This window comes from Nostoc sp. DSM 114159 (genome assembly GCF_053470285.1).
Genome location: NZ_JBPFEH010000001.1, coordinates 3568715 through 3586327 on the forward strand (window position 1 = coordinate 3568715; position 17613 = coordinate 3586327).

A 17613-nucleotide genomic window follows, 5' to 3' on the forward strand; every position below is an offset into this window, starting at 1 on the left:
CGTGATTTACTCGATTAACATTAGTCATTATGCAAAGGACAAATGACTAATGACAAGTGACAATCATTACACGCGAGTTGCTCTATTAACACCACTTTCGGCATCACGGACTTTCTTGCTCCGCCACAGTAAAATAATTGGCGTGCCTTTAAATCCTAGCTGTTGACGAAATTGCCGTTCAATGTAGCGGCGGTAGTTGTCGTTGAAGCGTTTCGAGTCGTTGACAAATAGGGCGATCGTTGGTGGTTGGCTGCTGACTTGTGTACCATAATAAATCTTCCCTTGACGCCCACCACGGGATGCCGGCGGTGAATGCCAACTCACAGCATCTGTTAAGACTTCGTTAATAACTGATGTGCTGACACGGCGTTTGTGTGATTCAGCTGCCGTTTTCACCAATTCTAAAATCTTTTCTACTCGTTGTCCTGATAAGGCACTCACAAAAATTGTTTCTGCCCATTCGGTAAAATGTAACCGTGATTGCAGAGTTTTTTCGTAATCGTAAATTGTGTAAGAGTCTTTTTCGACTGCATCCCACTTATTAACGACGATGATGCAAGCTCGGCCATCTTCGATAATCCGCCCAGCTAATTTTTGGTCTTGCTCAGTGACTCCATCTAAAGCATCTATTACTAATAAAACCACGTCAGCGCGACGAATCGCTTTGAAAGCACGGTTAATACTAAAAAATTCTGTGCCGTATTCGATGTGTTTCTTTTTACGAATGCCGGCGGTATCAATCAAGCGGTAGGTTTGTCCGGCTCGTTCAATGACAGTATCAATAGCATCGCGAGTTGTGCCGGAAATGGGGCTGACAATTGCCCTTTCTTGCCCGACAAAAGCATTGAGTAAGCTCGATTTGCCCACATTTGGGCGTCCTACAATTGCTACTTTGATTTCATTCGTTTCTGGAATGTCTTCAATAGCAGGGATGTGATTAACTAACTCGTCGAGTAATTCTCCTGTACCACTGCCATGAATCGCGGAGATGGGGTAAGGCTCGCCCAATCCCAATTCCCAAAATTCGGCAGCTTGCATTAAGCCTTGTTCTGGCGATTCACATTTATTTACAGCTAGTAGTACAGGTACCGGTTGTTGGCGCATCCATTCGGCGATTTCTAAATCTGCCGATGTGGGGCCTGTTTTACCATCGACGACAAAAATAGCGGCACACGCTTCTGTAAGGGCTGTCATTGCCTGTTGGCGAATCAGTGGTAAAAATTCGGTATCATCATTAAAAACTAAACCACCAGTGTCTACCACTAAAAATTCGCGACCATTCCAGAAAGCTGGAAGATAAGTACGATCGCGTGTCACTCCCGGTTCATCATGGACAATCGCCGTTTGTTCCCCGGCGAGTCGATTAACCAGGGTGGATTTGCCCACATTTGGGCGTCCGATAATTGCAACAATTGGCAGTGCCATAAAACCAGGGTAAGTGAGAGACGTAGTATATCACGTACTTACATTTTACTCACTTTAAACTTGAAGTTTTAATAATTTCCCATCATCTGAGGCGATGTCTACGATGCAATAGGGTTCGGGTTTTGGGGTAAAGGGGAAAGGGGAAAGGGGAAATTCAAACCTTTTTCCTTTACACCTTCCCTTTTCCCAAACCACAAGGGAGGTGAAGAATTCTTATCTGAACCGTATTGGTCTACGATGGGCTGTTTGGTAATGCCATACTTTGAAAAATAAAAAAGGTAGGAGGATGTCCTACCTTTTACCCAAAAAAAGCATTTTGTAACCAAATACCAAATTAAATATCACACACGCTTTTGACGTATCTATTGCAAACCTATGACGAGTGTATGACGTTTAATTTGTAGCTGATTTCGCGATTACTCCCAGTTGCAACCCAGGCGGATAGCTACCTTCTTCCTTGATGCGCTTAATTTCAGCATCGGTTATCTGCAAATTTAACTTTTGTACGAGCGATCGCACAATATCTCCCCGATCGATTACACCAGCTACAGCACCAGCCGGAGAAAGGACAGTAATTCTCGGTAACTGCTCATTTTCTAGCTTGTTAATTACCTCAGCGATCGCTGTGGATTCTGTTACGGTAGGTATTTCTGTCAGTGGATGCACTATGCTGTGTAAAGTTTCAGTTTCCCATTCACTCCTTTGGGTTAAACGGAAATCGTCAATGGAAACTAGACCCCGGTAACGTCCATCAGAAGCGGCAAAATAAACTTGTGAGGGATTGGTTTCTAAGAGGTATAAATCGGCAAAGGAACGCAATGTTTGGTCGGCATCAATTACCCGAAAGTCACGAGTCATCGCATCGGCAGCCACCACCTTGAGTAGGCTTTCTTGCAATGTGGTCATGTTGTCATAGGTGTTAGCGTTGCGGACAGCAAACCAACCTAATAGTGCAATCCACAAACCAAGTACTAACTCTCTGGTGACGAAATCTACAACAAATCCGAAAGCGATCGCAGCATAACCCAATATTTGCCCAGCCCTTGCAGCCCAGTGTACGGCTTGAAAACGATTACCTGTAATTTGCCATAGTGCTGCTTTTAACACTTGCCCTCCATCTAGGGGTAAGCCGGGAATCAAGTTAAATAGAGCTACTACTAAGTTAATTCTCGCTAAATCTCCAACCATGACACTGAGGGGATTAGTATCAGGGATCGCAAAAGCTGCCAGACGGAGCAGGACAAATAGGATGATACTCACCAAAGGGCCAGCGATCGCAACTTGAAAGGCTTTAAAAGGAGTTTTAGATTCTTCTTCAATGGCAGCAATTCCGCCAAACATAAATAGGGTAATTGAATTAACTCTAATGCCTTGCGATCGGGCTACCAAGCTATGACCCAACTCATGCAATAGCACCGAAGCAAATAGCAGTAGTGCCATAACTATTCCAGCACTCCAAGCTATAACAGGCCCCCATTCCTGGTAAGCTACCCCAAAATTCAGGGTTGCCAACCCTAAAATCACAAACCATAACGGGTCTAAAAACAGGGGAATTCCGAATAATGACCCAATTCTCCAATTTGTTTGCATTACACTGCCCTAAAACTAGATATCGCCAGTACTTTTTATACCGAAATCCTATGCATATTCGTATACACATTTATATTGAGCATCAATTCGGTAGTAACAAGTGACGAAATGCTCTTATTTCTAGAATAGACAATTAATGCCTGTGGGCAAAACTTTGGAATTGGGAATTGGGCATGAGGTTAGGGTAAAGTTGAGAGTTAACAGGTGACAGGGAATAATCTATACCCTTTATCCTGTAACCTATTCCCTTCTTCACTCCCTACTCCCCTTGCCCAAAATCATTTTTAGCAGTTTTGCATTGATAGCGGGGTTATAAGTAACACCTCTGCGATCGCAAAACTATAGACGACCGATGTTAGTCAATCCTAAAACGATGCCAACGCCAATAATATGACCAAAAGCCATCGCTGCAACGAATGTTGGAATACTAACGGGCAGGATGGGGAACTTGGGGCCTACTAAAGGTTTTTCAATCCTCGTACTTAGCAAAAGAACTACTAAGCTACTAATGCTGATGATGATGCCCACTGTAGGATTCCACGCAGGTGTTGCGGGAACAGTTTCAGCTGCTGCTAATAAAATAGATGAAATCAAGCTTTTGTCTCCTAAAATGTAGACCTACAAGATTATAAAATTACCAAGGCACAAAAGTTTTTCAGATAATTTAGAATTTGTTGATATTATTTTAAATTTGTTAAATTTTTATGCGCGTTAAGATTTGCGGCATTACTCAACCACAGCAATCTATAGCGATCGCCTCTCTAGGCGCAACGGCACTAGGATTTATTTGTGTGCCAAACTCACCTCGTTACGTGACTACATCCCAAATTCGGGCAGCAGTGGCAGAACTCCCGGCAAATATTGACACAATTGGGGTTTTTGCCAATCTTAGTATCGCTGAAATCAGTCAGATAGTTGCTGATTCTGGATTGACTGGTGTGCAGTTGCACGGAGATGAATCACCAAATTTTTGCTACCAATTACGTCAAGCTTTACCCAATGTCGAAATTATTAAAGCACTGAGAATTCGCAGTCTTGAGCATCTTGACACAGCGGTTGATTACACCAAATTTGTAGATACTTTGCTACTTGACGCCTACCATCCGCAACAACTAGGTGGTACAGGCAAAACTTTAGATTGGACGATGCTAGAGCAATTTAGCCCTAGTTGTCCTTGGCTTTTAGCAGGAGGATTAACAGCCGATAATATTGTGGAAGCCCTAAATCAGGTTAATCCTAGCGGCGTTGATTTATCTAGTGGTGTAGAACGGACACCAGGAGATAAGGATTTAGACAAAGTAGCACTGCTATTTCACAGTCTGAAGAACATTGAGTTACTTAGAAGTTAGGAGTTATCGGTTGTGAATTAACTCCTAACTCCTAACTCCTAACTCCTAACTCCTAACTCCTAACTCCTAACTCAGCACTTAAAAAAATGCTGGTTGGTGGCGAATCAAGTTAAAAAATTCTTCACGGGTTTTTTGCTCCTCTTGAAACACACCAATCATTGCGCTAGTAACAGTCCAAGAACCTGGTTTCTGAACGCCCCGCATTACCATGCACATGTGGCTAGCTTCCATAACTACAGCAACGCCTTGAGGTTGAAGAATCGTCTGAATTGCTTCAGCAATTTGGCGGGTTAGTCTCTCTTGTACTTGTAAGCGACGGGAATACATCTCAACAATCCGGGCCAGCTTACTCAGTCCAACAACTTTTTGGTTGGGGATATAAGCAACATGTGCTCTACCCATAAATGGCAGCATATGATGTTCGCACAGACTAAAGAAGTTAATATCTCTAACAAGTACCATCTCGCTATGCCCTTCATCAAAGATGGCATCGTTAACGAGTTCTTCAAGAGATTGGTTGTAGCCACTGGTAAGAAACCGCATTGCTTCGGCTACTCGTTTGGGTGTTTTCAGGAGTCCTTCGCGTTCGGGATCTTCACCAACTCCCAATATTAGTGTCCGCACGGCATCCTTCATTTCCTCCAGATGTTCCTCTTTTGGCGGGGACACATCCGCTTGTCGCCCGTTGTGGGTGTTGCGATCGGGTCTAGGAGTTATGGCTTCTGCCAAATCGGGAATCAGAGGCGATTGAGAGCAATTGGAACCGTTGGAACTAGCAATAGTCATGATTCAGTCTTGGTTATGGTTTAGTCATTAGTCATTAGTCATTAGTCATTAGTCATTGGTCATTTGCAAAAGACAAAGGACAAAGGACAAAGGACGAAGGACTAATTAGAGTGCGCCAGCGCTGGGCATCAGAGTCAATTCATCAATCACTGCCTGTTGTGGTAACAGAACTGTGTTGAGAATTGATTGAGCCACAATTTCCGGGGTTAACATTTTAGAACGGTCTAAGTTGACATGGACTGTTTCTGTATCCCAAAGTTCGGTATTGACTGCGCCAGGACAAATAGCTGTGACACGAATGCCGTGAATGCGTTCTTCTTGTGCCAGGGTTTGAGAGAGGGCTATCAAACCAGCTTTGCTGACGCTGTATGCTCCCCAACCGGGAAAGGGTTGCTTGGCGGCAATTGAGGCGACGTTGATAATTGTGCCTGTGCCCCGATCGCGCATTGAAGGTAAAATCCCCACAATGCACTGAAACACACTGGTGAGATTCAAGTCAATTACCTGCTGCCAGCCCTCTAAAGGTATTTCGCTTAAAGCGCCTGTATAAGCTATGCCAGCATTGTTTACCAGAATGTTTAGATCACCAAAGTCAAGGGCGATCGCTTGGATCTTGTCTTTGACTTCCAAAATCCGCGCTAAATCTACAGCGTAAGCTTTCGCTTCCACCCCAGTATGCTCTACGGCTTCTCTTACCGCCTCCAACTTATCCAAAGAACGGCTGACTAAGGCAACATCTATTCCGGCTTTGGCAAAGGCTAAAGCCGTTGCTTTCCCAATTCCACTACTTGCCCCAGTAATCAGGGCGCGTCGTTTTTGCTCAACACTCATGGTGTCTCCCAATTTTTTGACAGTTCCCAAAACCTATTACCACCCCATTATTCACACTTCTCGGTTTGCATAGATTAAAGGAATCTAAAAATCTGATGATTTTCATTAAGCAGATGTTATGATTCAGCACAATAGTAACCATCTTGTGGTTTTTAACAGTAAATACAACAAATTGTTGCCTGGAAAACCACGCGGTACATCGTACATTCAAATTAGATTATTTACATAATACAAAACCCACTCAATCAAATTGAGTAGATTTGCAAAAAATGCAAATGCCTATGGCTAGATTGTTAAAAATCTTTAAGCACATAGGCAATTATAACATTGCTGTTTTGCTAATCTATCATTATAGAGTTGCTTTAGTGGGCAACTTCTGTAAAAACACCAATTTTGCGGAATTTTTCATAGCGCAGTTGGCGGCGTTCTGGAGCAGTTAAACGATTGAGTTCGTCTAAGTTTTCCATCAGCACTTGCTTAAGAGTAGTAGCGGCTTTTAAGGGGTCGGAATGAGCGCCACCAGTGGGTTCAGGCAGTATTTGGTCGATAATTCCCAACTTTTTCAGGTCATGGGAAATAATTTTTAGCGCCACAGCGGCTTGGGGGGCCTTACCAGCGTCTTTCCACAAAATTGCGGCGCAGGCTTCGGGAGTGGCGACGGTATAAACGGAGTGTTCAAACATGAGTAAGCGATCGCCGACACCAATACCAAGTGCGCCGCCAGAACCACCTTCACCGATAACTGTGCAGATAATTGGCACATCCAAACAGAACATTTCCCGCAAGTTGTAAGCGATCGCTTCTCCTTGACCTTGGTGTTCTGCTTCTACCCCAGACCAAGCTCCTGGTGTGTCGATAAAGGTTAGTATCGGCATACTAAATTTGTTGGCGTGTTCCATCAACCGCATAGCTTTGCGATAGCCGCCAGGGTAAGGCATTCCAAAGTTACGGGCAATATTGTCTTTGGTATCGCGGCCTTTTTGATGACCCAACATTACCACAGGTTGTCCACTCAGACGACCAACACCACCAACTAAAGCCGGATCGTCACCACCACAGCGATCGCCATGCAATTCCATCCATTCATCACTAATTGCCTGAATGTAATCGAGAGTACTGGGGCGACGCGGATGACGAGCGACTTGTAATCGCTGGGACGGAGATAGACTAGTGAAAATTTCCTCACGTAGTTGCATGGCGCGTGCTTCTAGTTGACGAATTTGACCAGAAACATCGACGCCATTTTCTTCTGCAAGTTGCCGAATTTGATCGATTCGGGTTGCAAGTTCTGCTAGGGGCTTTTCAAAATCTAACAGTAGCGGTTTACGCTCGGTAGTTGCCATCGTAGGGTTTATAAGTACGAGTTATCTATTTTTTTGTCCTTTGTCATTTGTCCTTTGTCCTTTGTCCTTTGTGCAAATAACAAATGACCAATGACTAATGACCAATGACCAATGACCAATGACCAATGACTAAACCAACAGCGGTCTAAATCCATGTTTCACTGATACCTTACCAATCTGCTCCATTTTGTCTACGGTAATCTGATTCCGTCCCCAGGAAAAGTTCGTGTATAACTTCTCAAATTCCAACAGCATTGATTCGGCAAAACAAGCAAACAACTGGCGGGCTGGCACGTCCATATTGACGATTTTCATAATTTTCCAGTCAATATCCAAGGAATGCTCGACAATCCCACCATTTAACACATATACACCAGGATGCTGAACTTTTGTTGCTAAGTTTTTCGGATAGCCACCATCAATCAATAAACAGGGTTGTTTCAAAGTGGCTGGGTCGATTTCCACGCCTTTGGGCATACTCGCAACCCAAACTACAATATCAGCTTCAGGTAGTGCTTCTGTCAAACCCATGATTTTTCCTCGCCCCAGTTCGCCTTGCAGTTCTTTGAGGCGTTCTTGGTCGCGGGCAATCAACAGAAGTTCTTTGACATCTGTTTTCGCATCTAGCCAGCGGGTAACTGCACTACCAATATCTCCAGTTGCCCCACATATAGCAACAGTCGCTTTTGACAGATCGATTCCCAATTGTTTTGAGGCTTCTTCCACCTGCTTACAAATAATGTATGCAGTATGTGTGTTTCCTGTAGTGAACCGTTCAAACTCTAGTTTAATGTTGCGGACTTGGCTAAATTGGTCTAACTTAAAGTTTTCAAAAATAATCGAGGAAAATCCGCCTAAAGCTGTAATGTTAATGCCATGCTTTTGTGCATGAGCCATCGCGTTGAGGACTTTGCGTGTTGCGGCTTTGATGCGGCGACTAGCCAGCATCTCCGGCAAAAAGCAAGATTCTACATATCGTCCTTCAATTTTTTGCCCAGTTATACTGGTGACAATAATGGTATCGACAATTTGCGGTGGGGCGCTGCACCAAAAGTCTAGCCCTTGATCGGCATATTCTGGGTATCCCAATTCTTGAGCCACCGCTTGAGCGTGTTCTAAACTAGTCAGATGTCCAATTAGACCAAACATGTAGTGATTATTAGGCTTATGCGTCTTGAGGGCGGGGAAATTTTGTAGAGTTAGGAGTTCTGAGTTCTGAGTTCTGAATTTCATCGACTCAGCACTCAGCACTCTTGTACAGACGCGATTAATCGCGTCTCTACTCAGGACTTTTTTAAGCGGCGATGAGTCCGTAGGCTGACAAGCGCATGATGTCGCGAGTCGTGAAGCCTATGTTACTTAATGCTTCACCGTATTGAATCATAAAGTCTTCAACTAAAGCATCTTTTTCCATTGCCATTGTCTGGGCATCACCCTCTACTTGGTTGAGCATTTTCCAGACGATGGGTAGGTTCTGGCGATTTGCTAGTTCAAGTTCAGCTTTGGATTCTGTAAAGTGTTCTTTCAACCAAACTTCTCCAAAGTTGAGGTGGCTATACTCATCTTTTACTACTCCCTCCGTGATTTTGCGGGCAAAAGCGTCGGCAACGGGGATGTAAATGTTATATGCTGCGATCGCAAAACATTCGATAATCAAAGATTGAATCAACAGACAAGTGACGACTTTGCCGGACGCTGCTGCTGTTTGGAAATTTTGGTGTAGTCCAGAGAAAAATTCCTTGGCAAATTGCAAATCTGGGGTAACTTCCAAATTCCGCCCACAAGCTTCAAATCCTTTCTTGTGTCGGCTTTCCATCTTGGAGAGGCGAATCAATTCATCATGAGATTCTGGCAGCAGTTGGGCTAATGTGATGTAATTTTCATGGGCTTCTTGTTCCCCTTCAATCACGATCGCATTAATCCGGCTATAAGCATCTTTGTATGTTTCGCTCTTGAAATCTAATTCTTTAAATTGGTCTGCAAGCTGCTGCATAGTTATCTTTACTCCTGTAAACCTGAGTTATTTGACACCAAGTATTGATTTTCCCTATGAACTAAGAGTAACAATTACTGTGGTTTAATTTAACTTAACAAGTAGACTATGTTTATAGATTAATTGTTGCTGGGGGGCAATGTTCTAGTACTAGCGAAATAAATGCTTTGCAGTTTAAGTTTATGTTCAAATCAAACCCGAATCTGAAATCTAGCGATTTTTTGAGCCTAGTAATCTTACTGCTAGGGGCATTTATCGTTTTACTACCATTGTTTGTGGTCTTTCTCACCTCCTTTGCACCGACATCCGCTAGCCCAGAAAATTTGTTCAAAAATAACTGGTCTTTAGCAAATTACCGCGTTGCGTGGCAACAAGGAAAATTTTTGCTCGCGTTTGCTAATTCTACCTTGGTAGCGATCGCTGTGACGGCGTTTCAGATTGTCACTTCTGCTTTGGCTGGTTACGCCCTAGCACGATTAAAGTTTCGGGGACGCCAAGCACTGCTATTAGTCGTTTTAGCAACTTTAGTGATTCCCTTTCAGTTATTGGTGATTCCCATCTTTTTGGTGTTGAAGTGGGGACACCTGATAAATACATACTGGGCGCTGATTTTACCCACTGCGGTTAGCGGATATGGGATTTTCTTATTACGTCAGTATTTCCAGACGATTCCTGTAGAGTTAGAGGAAGCCGCAGCGATAGATGGGGCGAACCGACTGCAAATTTTGTGGCAGGTGATGTTACCTTTAGCTCGTCCGGCCTTGCTAACGCTGTTTTTGTTCACCTTCATCGGTGAGTGGAATGATTTATTTAAGCCTTTAGTATTTACGACAAGACCAGAATTAAGGACAGTGCAACTAGCGTTGGCTGAGTTTCAGGAGCAATTTACGAATAATTGGCCCTTGATGATGGCAGCAGTGACAATAGCCACAATTCCAGTGATGGTATTATTTCTCATCGGTCAGCGTCAATTTCTTCAAGGTATTGCTGCGACAGGGATTAAGAATTAGTGGGGAAGGCGGTAAGTGGAAGCCCGATTTTAGTTACTAGACGAGATGCCCACTCGACAATAAATAATTTGAATTGGTATTAGTTAAAAATAGCTGTAAATAAAATCCCGTAGGTAAATTATGAACTTTTGTGACACTGACCGTAATCATTGCTAACTAAACTGAAGCAATAATTATCCACCTCCCGTCAGGAACGAAAACACTCATGAGTTCTCAACAAGTTATAGATCCTCAAATATTACAGCAGTTACAAGAAGAGATTCAGCAGAAAATGAATGAAAGCCTAGAAAACGCTGACTTACATTCAGTGCTTGAAAAGTACGGCTTATTAGAATATAGAGTCTTGAGAATTCATTGGCAGTGTAATCTCGATCCCAATCAACTCAAATCCGATGATGCAGTTGATGAACAGCAACCCAATACATTATTGGCAGAAACTTCAAGACCTTCAATACCAGAAATTGTGTTAGTCAAAAAAGCATTGTGTATCCCTTGCCCATCAACTGGTAGCCCTTTAGGCTGTAACTGCTAAATAATTTAATCTTCGGACTGTAAAGAGTTTATTCTAGTGAATGTAAAAATATTAAACTTTGCTTTTATGTAGTAGTTAGGTTACAGAGATAACATCAGCGTACTAACATCACTAACTAGCAAAAACAATATTTTAATAAACTCTGATGTTTTGAGCGCCAGTTTTTCATGTCTCAAAATCGAAGCAGTTGCCACTGGAAGTTAAAAATAGTGAGTACTTTAGTAATTGCTAAAGTGCTCATTTTTGCTGAGAGTTATGCCTTAGCTCAAATTCAAAAAGATGCCACACTTGGATCTGAAAGTTCAATCATTACACCAAAGCTCATCGATGGTCAGCCTATAGACCAGATTGATGGTGGAGCAGTTCGTGGTACAACCTTGCTCCACAGCTTTGAACAGTTTTCTATCTCTGCGGGAAGGACAGCCTATTTCAACAATGCAATAAATATTCAGAACATCATCAGTCGGGTGACAGGCAATTCTGTTTCTAATATAGATGGCATTCTCAAAGCTAACGGCACAGCCAACGTATTTCTGATTAATCCTAACGGCATTGTTTTTGGACTCAATGCTTCTTTAAATATTGGCGGTTCATTTGTGGCGAGTACGGCGAGTAGTTTGAACTTTGCTGATGGTACAAAGTTTAGTGCTACATCACCTCAAACTGCACCTCTACTCACAGAAAGTGTTCCTATAGGTTTACAATTCGGAACAAATGCGGCGCCCATCCGCAATCAATCCCAAGCAAGTCCCAATAATGCAATTAATACCTTCGCACAAGGTGTTGGTCTACAGGTGCAGCAAAGCAAAACCTTAGCACTGATCGGTGGTGATATAACCCTAGAGGGCGGAAATTTAACGGCAAGTGGGGGAAGAATTGAGTTAGGAAGCGTTGCTGGCAATAGTTTGGTTGGTCTGAATTCAACGAATCAAGGTTGGGCATTAGGATATGAGGGTGTTCAAAATTTTCAGAACATCAAACTCACCCAGCAAAGTCAGATTCCATCTACTTTAGATACCAGTGGCAAAGGTGGCGGTAATATCCACCTGCAAGGACAGCGCGTACTGGTAACTGACGGTTCACAACTTTTGGCTTTTACTCTGGGAGCGCAACCGGGAGGAAATTTAACAGTGAACGCTTCCGAGTCTGTAGAACTTGGGTTAAATGCGTTCTTGTCTACTGGAACTTTCGACGCTGGAAACTCTGGAAATATAAATATCACTACCAAAAAGTTGATTGTCAAAGATGGAGCGCAAGTCTTAATGTTCAATGTTGGTTCGGGATTGGCGGGACAATTGACCATCAACGCCTCAGATTCCGTAGAACTAATTGCAGGCATCCCCATTTCTCCTTTGGCAGATGGTAGTGATTTAATATCGAGTGGATTATTTAGTGCAACTTATGGCGCTCAAAATGCTGGCACCATAATAGTTAATACTGGAAAGTTACGTATCGAGGGAGGAGCAGCAATATCAACAAGTTCTGAGGGTATACTTGGGCGTTTTTCTAACCAATTTATACCAGCTACAGGAAATGGAGGAGATTTGACAGTGAACGCCTCTGAGTCTGTAGAATTAATCGGAACCTCAGCAAATGGTTCTAAGCTCAGTAGCTTGTTTGCTGGCACTCAAGGGCCTGGAAATGGCGGCAACTTGACTCTAACTACAGGGCAATTGACGATCAAAGATGGGGCGGCAATCACTGTGAGCAGTGAAGCTCGAAAAAATGTTAACTATCAAGGGGGTGTACCCAATTTCGGTCTAGCAGGCGAACTCAATATAAACGCTCGTTCCATCCTGCTGGATAAAGGAAAACTCACATCTAATAGTGAGTCAGGTAAGGGCGGTGACATTGGGGTACAGGTGCGAGATTTATTACTGATGCGTCGCAACAGTCAAATCTCTACTAATGCTGGAGGTGATAAAACTGGCGGTAATATCACCATCAATGCACCTAATGGCTTTCTCGTCGCCACTCCTTTGGGAAATAGCGATATTACTGCTAACGCCAACTTTGGCTCTGGTGGTAAAATTGCGATCGCCGCTAAGAATATCTTTGGATTTGTGCCACGCACCCGTGCAGAAGTGGAGATATTCGATCCCAAAGATATAAACCCGAATAACGTACCAACAAATGACATAACTGCATTTTCTCAGCAAAATCCTTCATTAAGTGGCACTGTACAAATCAATTCACCAGATGCTGACCCTAGTAAAGGATTAGTGCAACTACCTGTAAATCTGGTTGATGCTTCGCAGCAAATTGTTGCTAGTTGTAGTTCTGGTGGAAGAATAGGAAGAAGTTCATTTTTTACTACAGGGCGTGGAGGAATACAAGCCGATCCTACAGAGCCACTGATAGCTGATGATGCAGTGCTAGCAGATTGGATCGCGCTCCCTCCAGAGAGTCAGAATCGTGCTGGCGGTATTCAGAAAAGAGCCGTTATTCAGGCGCAGGGAAACACAGAAGAAAAATCACAGAAAGTAAATTCTGTCAATGAACCTACTCAAATTGTAGAAGCCCAAGGCTGGATTATAGATGCCAATGGGAACGTGGTTCTGGTTGCTCAAGTACCCACTGCATCGCCTCATAACTCCTCGCTCGTTGCTACATCTTGCGGTGCTAATTAAAGATTGAGATTCTTATAACTTTTCTTGCTGCGTCGGCGTAGACACCGCTTCTTTGCAATGAACTTTATATGAGCGATCGCTTCTTTTACTCAAATAGGTGTGAGTGCGATCGCTGATTGGCTATGGACTTTATGCAAGCGATCGCCTTAATAAAGCTTCTAAGTTTATCCAAACCGTAAGCAGAGTGTGAGACTTGAGGAGATATCAATTACTCAATTCTCTTGAGCAATCAACGGTCAGTAGCCAGATTTATGAATGCTTTAAGCAAATCCGGCAGAAATATATGAAGTTTTGTAACACCATGCGTAATTATAACTAGTCAAGCTGAATTCATAATTATCGAAGTTCACAAGAGCGTTAGAAACTTAATGCTTTCGTACCACTCTAGACTTTGTATTATTGATTCCTTCGTTACCAAACTGTACTAATCAAACTCACGTTAATTTAGTACATCACAAAATAAATTTACACATTGACCAGTCTGCAAGGAGAGCAAAATTCATGGAATCTAAAACAGTACAGTCAACAGTTATAGATACTGAAACATTACAGCAGATACAATACGAAATTCAGCAGGAAATAAGTGAGATACTGGAGAATTCTAAATTCCACAAGGTACTCGAAAAGTATTCTATATCAGGAAACAAAATTCTTAAAATTAAGTTTCAGTGCAGTATAGATATAAATAAAATTCAAGATGGTGATGCTGTTGATAATGAGCAAGCAAAGAAAATTTTGCCAGAAATTACCGGAGAACTAGGACAGGAATTAGTGCTAGTGAATAAATTATTGTGTATCCCTTGCCCTACAAACCAAAGTAAGAGAGGCTGCTACTGCTAAAGGATGTGGTTTTTATAGAGCAGCTAAAAGCCCCATCCAAGTGAATATGAAAATCCCGATTTTTATACTCACAAAGTTAGGCTGAATAGATCATCTCACAGTTTCATTATCATAATTAGTAATGAGCAGTAATTCACTAAACTATTGTTTTTTGGTGCAAATTATATAATGGCTCAAAGCCGAACTATTTGGTACTGGAAGTTAGGATTAGTGAGTGCTTTAGGAATTACTGGAGCGCTCACCTTCTCTGGGAGTTATGCTTTGGCTCAGATTGTTAGAGATGACACTTTGGGCTCGGAAAATTCAGTTGTTACACCTAAGCTAATCAATGGTAAGCCTACTGACCAAATTGATGGTGGAGCAACTCGTGGCACAAATTTGTTCCATAGCTTTGAACAGTTTTCTGTACCTACTGGAAGTACAGCTTACTTTAACAATGCGGCAAATATTGATAACGTCATTGCTCGGATAACAGGCAAGTCTATTTCTAATATTGATGGTACACTTCGAGCTAACGGTAAAGCCAACCTCTTTCTAATTAATCCCAACGGGATTATTTTTGGCCCCAATGCGTCTCTAGACATCCCCGGTTCATTCGTGGCAAGTACAGCAAGTAGTCTGAATTTTGCCGATGGTACTAACTTTAGCGCTACAGATCCCCAAACCACACCCCTTCTGAGAGTCAGTGTTCCCGTTGGCTTACAATTTGGAGCTACACCAGGAACGATCCACAATCAATCCCAAGCAAGTCCAGGTGGCATAACCAGTTCCTTCTTAGAAATGCCTGTTGGTCTACAGGTGCAGCAAGGCAAAACCTTGGCACTTGTAGGTAATGATATCACCCTGGATGGAGGAAATTTAACAGCAGAATCGGGACGAATAGAGCTAGGAAGTGTCGCTGGCAATAGTCTGGTTAGTCTGAATCCTACAAACCAAGGCTGGAGTTTAGGGTATGAAGGTGTTCAGAATTTCCAGAATATTCAACTCATCCAGCGAACTGATGGTTCTAACACATATCAATCTATTGTAGATACTAGTGGCAATGGTGGCGGTAATATCCAAATACAAGGCAGGCGCGTACTGCTCAATGGCGGCTCAGAGATTTCTGCTAACACTTTAGGAGCGCAACAAGGAGGGAATTTGATAGTGACTGCCGCCGAGTCTTTAGAACTTGACGGTAGTGCAATATTGTCAAGTGGGACTTACTCAACTGGAAACGCTGGAAACATACAGATCGCTACCGGGAAGTTGATTGTCAGGGGTGGAGCACAAGTATTAATGTATAATCGTGGTTCGGGTTTACCGAGTCAATTAATCGTAAATGCCTCAGATTCGGTGGAACTGATCGGCGGCACTATCACGCCATTGCCAGATGGTACTGATTTACTACCCAGCGGATTGTTTAGCGCTGGTGAGAAAAATGCTGGTGATATAACTATAAATACCAAAATGTTGCGTATCCAGGGGGGAGCAGGGGTATCAGCAGAGTCTTCGGCAATACTATTTATTAAGTCAAATCAATTTATACCAGCCACAGGATATGCAGGAAATTTGACAGTGAACGCCTCTGAATTGGTAGAAGTAAGTGGAACTTCACCAAATGGTTCTAAGCTCAGTAGGTTGTTTGCTGGAACTAAAGGGTCTGGAGATGGCGGCAACTTAATAGTAACTACAAAGCAATTGATTGTCCGGGATGGAGCTGCAATAACTGTGAGCAGTGAAGCTGAAAACGATTTCAACTCTCAAGGGAGTGTATCCAATTTAGGTCAAGCAGGCGAACTCAATATAAACGCTCGCTCTATCCTGCTGGATAAAGGAAAACTCACATCTAATAGTGAGTTAGGTAAGGGCGGGAATATTTCGCTACAGGTGCGGGATTTATTACTGATGCACCGCAATAGTCAAATATCCACTAATGCCGGAGGTGATGGAGATGGCGGTAATATTACCATCAAAGCACCAAATGGCTTCCTTGTTGCCGCTCCCTTAGAAAATAGCGATATCACCGCCAACGGCTTCTCTGGCTCTGGTGGTAAAATCACAATCACTGCTAAGAACCTCTTTGGTTTTGTGCCTCGCACAGGTGCAGAGGTAGAGAGGCTTGATCCAGAAGAAAAAGACCCGAATAACCTGCTAACAAATGACATCACCGCATTTTCTCAGCAAAACCCTTCATTAAATGGCACTGTACAAATCAACTCACCGGATGCTGACCCCAGTAAAGGATTAGTGGTACTGCCCGTAAATCTGGTTGATACTTCGCGGCAAATTGTTGCTAGTTGTAGTTCTGGTGGAAAAATAGGAAGAAATTCATTTATTACAACTGGACGCGGAGGACTAGTAGCCGATCCCACGGAGCCATTGATAGCTGATGATGCTGTACTAGCAGATTGGATCGCGCTCCCTCCAGAGAGTCAGAATCGTGCTGGCGGTATTCAAAAAAGAGCCGTTGTTCAGGCGCAGAGAAACACAGAAAAAAAATTACAGAAAGTTAATTCTGTCAATGAACCTACTCAAATTGTAGAAGCCCAAGGCTGGGTAATGGATGCCAATGGAAACGTAGTTCTGGTTGCTCAAGTACCCACAGCGACGCCCCATAACTCCTCGCTCACCTCTAAATCTTGCCCTGCTAATTAGGCGTGAGTTCGACAAACCTCTCCCTACTTTGAACTATGGTTCAAGCTTGTCCTTCTTTGATCTAAAGAGGGACAGGTTTTGCGTAGTAATACCAGAGAGAGGTATTTGTTTTTTAAGTTGTTTTAGGATAAACGCAATCAGCAAATACGTAGGTGTAGCCAGCCGTAGGCATCGCCGAAATAACAAATGAGTACGTCGAAATAGCAAATGAGTACGCCAAAATAGCAAATGAGTACGCCAAATTAACAAATGAGTACGCCGAAATAGCAAATGAGTACGCCAAATTAACAAATGAGTTCGCCAAAATAGCAATTGCGTACGCCAAATTAACAAATGAGTTCGCCAAAATAGCAATTGCGTACGCTAAATTAACAAATGAGTTCGCCAAAATAGCAATTGCGTACGCCAAATTAACAAATGAGTTCGCCAAAATAGCAATTGCGTACGCCAAATTAACAAATGAGTTCGCCGAAATAGCAATTGCGTACGCCGTAGCAAATGAGTTCGTAGCGTCTGGGTAAGGAGAGGGAGGAGTAACGAGTAAGGAAGCTTTTTGCTCCCCTCTCTTGGTAGGCTACCGTGTACACACATCTCTAAAAATCCTACCCACCCAATATGTTCAAGTGAAAGTCCCACACTGAGCAAAT

The 17613-nt window shown here is 42.9% G+C and carries 14 protein-coding genes; 6 read left to right on the forward strand and 8 right to left on the reverse strand.

The features are described 5' to 3' along the window. Nucleotides 1-66: 66 nt before the first annotated feature. From der to psaK, 3 genes are all read right to left on the reverse strand, one after another. Entirely contained in the window at nucleotides 67-1425 is a 1359-nt protein-coding gene (gene der / locus ACR5KR_RS14665) for a ribosome biogenesis GTPase Der (RefSeq protein WP_448267033.1), read from the reverse strand. Nucleotides 1426-1818: 393 nt separating this feature from the next. Then, nucleotides 1819-3015 (reverse strand): site-2 protease family protein, encoded by a 1197-nt coding sequence (locus tag ACR5KR_RS14670; protein ID WP_448267034.1) that lies wholly within the window; start codon nucleotides 3013-3015, stop codon nucleotides 1819-1821. Between the two features lie 339 nt (nucleotides 3016-3354). Continuing rightward, a complete protein-coding gene (gene psaK, locus ACR5KR_RS14675; RefSeq protein WP_322693754.1) occupies nucleotides 3355-3609 on the reverse strand; it encodes a photosystem I reaction center subunit PsaK in 255 nt (84 codons plus the stop codon). 110 nt (nucleotides 3610-3719) lie between these two features. On the opposite strand from psaK, the gene ACR5KR_RS14680 reads away from it, so the two are divergent. Further along, nucleotides 3720-4364 carry a phosphoribosylanthranilate isomerase gene (locus ACR5KR_RS14680; protein WP_445631735.1) on the forward strand — a complete coding sequence of 215 codons (645 nt, stop codon included), beginning with the start codon at nucleotides 3720-3722 and terminating at the stop codon, nucleotides 4362-4364. 78 nt (nucleotides 4365-4442) lie between these two features. On the opposite strand, the gene folE is transcribed toward ACR5KR_RS14680, so the two are convergent. From folE to ACR5KR_RS14705, 5 genes are all read right to left on the reverse strand, one after another. Then, on the reverse strand, nucleotides 4443-5150 hold the full coding sequence (gene folE, locus ACR5KR_RS14685) for a GTP cyclohydrolase I FolE (protein ID WP_448267035.1): 708 nt from the start codon (nucleotides 5148-5150) through the stop codon (nucleotides 4443-4445). Between the two features lie 105 nt (nucleotides 5151-5255). Continuing rightward, complete coding sequence (locus ACR5KR_RS14690; protein ID WP_445631733.1) at nucleotides 5256-5981, reverse strand: SDR family oxidoreductase; 726 nt, start codon at nucleotides 5979-5981, stop codon at nucleotides 5256-5258. A gap of 362 nt (nucleotides 5982-6343) precedes the next feature. Beyond that, nucleotides 6344-7324 (reverse strand): acetyl-CoA carboxylase carboxyltransferase subunit alpha, encoded by a 981-nt coding sequence (locus tag ACR5KR_RS14695; protein ID WP_094349744.1) that lies wholly within the window; start codon nucleotides 7322-7324, stop codon nucleotides 6344-6346. A gap of 129 nt (nucleotides 7325-7453) precedes the next feature. Continuing rightward, nucleotides 7454-8473 (reverse strand): long-chain acyl-[acyl-carrier-protein] reductase, encoded by a 1020-nt coding sequence (locus tag ACR5KR_RS14700; protein WP_445632111.1) that lies wholly within the window; start codon nucleotides 8471-8473, stop codon nucleotides 7454-7456. 145 nt (nucleotides 8474-8618) lie between these two features. After that, a complete protein-coding gene (locus ACR5KR_RS14705) occupies nucleotides 8619-9317 on the reverse strand; it encodes an aldehyde oxygenase (deformylating) (protein ID WP_448267036.1) in 699 nt (232 codons plus the stop codon). Nucleotides 9318-9499: 182 nt separating this feature from the next. Here ACR5KR_RS14705 and ACR5KR_RS14710 point away from each other — a divergent pair, with 182 nt between their 5' ends. The 5 genes from ACR5KR_RS14710 to ACR5KR_RS14730 all read left to right on the forward strand — a co-directional run bounded on the left by ACR5KR_RS14710 (nucleotide 9500) and on the right by ACR5KR_RS14730 (nucleotide 16966). Next, nucleotides 9500-10327: a carbohydrate ABC transporter permease gene (locus ACR5KR_RS14710; RefSeq protein ID WP_448267037.1), complete on the forward strand. Its 828-nt coding sequence runs from the start codon at nucleotides 9500-9502 to the stop codon at nucleotides 10325-10327. 205 nt (nucleotides 10328-10532) lie between these two features. Then, the gene (locus ACR5KR_RS14715; RefSeq protein ID WP_445631730.1) at nucleotides 10533-10859 is read left to right on the forward strand and encodes a hypothetical protein; all 327 of its coding nucleotides are present in this window, start codon (nucleotides 10533-10535) and stop codon (nucleotides 10857-10859) included. A gap of 167 nt (nucleotides 10860-11026) precedes the next feature. Further along, nucleotides 11027-13489 (forward strand): two-partner secretion domain-containing protein, encoded by a 2463-nt coding sequence (locus tag ACR5KR_RS14720; protein ID WP_448267038.1) that lies wholly within the window; start codon nucleotides 11027-11029, stop codon nucleotides 13487-13489. Between the two features lie 501 nt (nucleotides 13490-13990). Next, the gene (locus tag ACR5KR_RS14725) at nucleotides 13991-14329 is read left to right on the forward strand and encodes a hypothetical protein (protein ID WP_448267039.1); all 339 of its coding nucleotides are present in this window, start codon (nucleotides 13991-13993) and stop codon (nucleotides 14327-14329) included. Between the two features lie 168 nt (nucleotides 14330-14497). After that, on the forward strand, nucleotides 14498-16966 hold the full coding sequence (locus tag ACR5KR_RS14730) for a two-partner secretion domain-containing protein (protein ID WP_448267040.1): 2469 nt from the start codon (nucleotides 14498-14500) through the stop codon (nucleotides 16964-16966). Nucleotides 16967-17613: the final 647 nt, after the last annotated feature.